Source organism: Syntrophorhabdus sp., assembly GCA_012719415.1.
Lineage (GTDB): Bacteria > Desulfobacterota > Syntrophorhabdia > Syntrophorhabdales > Syntrophorhabdaceae > Delta-02.
Genome location: JAAYAK010000199.1, coordinates 1 through 2,443, shown reverse-complemented (window position 1 = coordinate 2,443; position 2,443 = coordinate 1). Strand labels below are relative to the sequence as shown.

The 2,443-nt window shown below is 58.4% G+C and carries 3 protein-coding genes; all 3 read right to left on the bottom strand.

The annotated features are described in order from the left end of the window. A partial coding sequence (locus GXX82_11330; GenBank protein ID NLT23628.1) for a hypothetical protein occupies positions 1-341 on the bottom strand: 341 nt, incomplete at its 3' end. A 36-nt stretch (positions 342-377) separates the two neighbouring features. Then, the gene (locus tag GXX82_11325) at positions 378-857 is read right to left on the bottom strand and encodes a hypothetical protein (GenBank protein ID NLT23627.1); all 480 of its coding nucleotides are present in this window, start codon (positions 855-857) and stop codon (positions 378-380) included. A 365-nt stretch (positions 858-1,222) separates the two neighbouring features. Further along, entirely contained in the window at positions 1,223-2,266 is a 1,044-nt protein-coding gene (locus tag GXX82_11320; protein ID NLT23626.1) for a recombinase family protein, read from the bottom strand. Between the last annotated feature and the right edge of the window lie 177 nt (positions 2,267-2,443).

Genomic DNA, 2,443 nt, shown 5'->3' with positions numbered 1-2,443 from the left:
TGTGTCTCGAGGGAGTATATGTCCTGCAGGGCCTGATCGAACTCCCTGCTCACAACCTGCGACGAGATCCCATCCGGTATGGGACCTTGCATCAGGTCGTACAGGAAGATGTCCGCCCGCATCGTGTCGGTGCGATAGGAGATCCCGGTACCGAGACCTGCGTACAGGGGCTCGTAGTCGGTGGCCCTGACGAGCTTCAGGGTATTGACGGGATCGGGAAAAACGAGACCCGTTCTCTGATGCCGGTATGGTTCAGCCCGGGCGCTGCCGGCGGAAACGATGAGGACCGTGGCAAGAACCATCACGACGAGAGCCCGGACAGACGCCTTCTTCACCACCATCACGTCACCCCCCGGGAATAGAGTGGCAGGACACCCTCATACCCCGCCGTCCGCACTGCCGGGTTCGTTTTCCTGACTGAAACGGATGATCTCCCGCTTAAGGTGTTCAATGAAATCGTTGGGCCGTGCCACCAGTCTGAAGACGATGACCTTGCGGTTCGGTTGGATGAGCATGATCTTGCCGAAGTTGAGGATCACCCCCAGGGCCGGCTGGTGAAAATCCGCTCCCGCCAGTTGAGAATACGGGAACTCATAGAAACGTTTGAAGGGAAAACCGATCCTGATCGTCAGTTTCGACGCATGAACGGCAAACTCGGAGGCCCGCAGATTATGAATGGAGAATATGCCCCAGATGATGGCGAGGCCGATCATCACGAGCGCGGCCACGGGCTTCGCCCTGAGGGACAGCCCGCCCAGCACGAGAAGCATACCGGGCCCGAGAAGCGCGGCCCAGTGGACCGTTGTCCTGTAAAGAACGGGCTCAGCCTTGCCAGGCACGCTTTCCCTTTCCGTCATATCCTCTGTCCTTCTCTTACGAATTTGACAACAGAGTACACGATACCACAATCGGCCACGTTTTGCACCTTCTCTCCAAGTGTTCCCGCGTCACACGGGAACAACAGAGGTTGGTCCCCCCTCCGGACACCACGGCTCGACCCGGAGAAGCCTTCCCATCCTCATCGACACACCACCCCGCATAGCAGGGGGTAGGCGAGGAGACATAAGGGACCGAGGTGACAACTGAAGGACGCAACAACGGCGCCTGTCTCTGGCCGGCCCGCCATGGCCCACCTGGAACGAGCAAGCAACAGGAATGTGCGTGCAATACACACGATGGTTCTCATATCGACAGTCCTCGATATAGTAGGATCAGGTAGGTGTTACGGCAGATACCGCACAGACCGGGATTGCTCGCCCGTCGCTTTTACGTCCTCGACGCCCCGGGTCCTGCATCCGCAGGAAACAAGCCTTTCCCCGCACTTGGGACAACGTTCCATATAGCATCCCTCATGGTGGAACCCCCCCGGCATCACCCCGCACTTGGGACAACGTTCCGTTTCGTCCTTCGGATAGGGAACGCGGGGATGGGACTCCCCGTTGGGATAATCGACATATCCTCCGGCACAAGTGGTGGTCCTGGGATCGTGTATGTTCTTGCCGCACTGCCTGCAAAGGAGAACCTCGGTGGTCTCATGGAATTGGCTCGCCACCCCCTCCTGCACCGGCATTGCGACGGGTGGCGGAGTCTCCCCGGAAACCCCTCTTTCGGGGGCCGTCTTCGGGGGTGTTTCCTTCTTCGTCGCGGGACGTCGCTTCGGTACGGCTATGCTCCGCGTCCTCAGGAAGCTCGCGAGGTTCGTGGGCGACGTGTCGAGGATGCGTGCCAGAGAGGCTTTGCTCACGCCTTTCGACAGATACTCGATGATGAGATCCTTCCTGTCATCCAGTTTCGACGCGGAAAGACTCCCCTTCGGCCTGCCGAGGACGACGCCCTCTTTCCTTTTTTGCGCCAGGGCCCCCTTGATGCGCCGGGAGGAGACCTCCTTTTCCAGGAGGGCGAGCGTTGCGAAAAGGCCCGTGACGGCCTTTGACGAGCTGTCTCCCATGCCATTGAGGTCGAGGGCCTGCTTTGCCGCCATGAACCGCACTCCTCTTTCCAGGAGATGACCCGCCATGGAGATGACATCTGAAACGTCATCTCCCAGGACCGCAAGGTCCGACACGATGACTACGTCCCAACGGTCGACACCTGCGAAGAGCTCTTTCACACGGCGGGCCCGCTCCTTCCTCTCAGAGGGAAGATCCACGGTGATATAGTTGTCTACCCGGACGTTCTTCGCGGAGGCGTATTCTGCTATCAGGTTCCTCTGCGATCCCGCATCCTCACCCTGACCGGACATCATGAGATATGCTATGTTGGCCATTTTTCGTCCTGTACAGGAAAACCCTGGGAGCTGACCCGACGGCGAGCCCTGAACCACACGCCCCGTCTCTTTGCGGCACACATTAAATGATCAGACCCACCATATCGTACGTTCATAACGTCTGACAGAATCACCCCCGACATGTTACAGTATTCTTTTATCACACATTATTATATC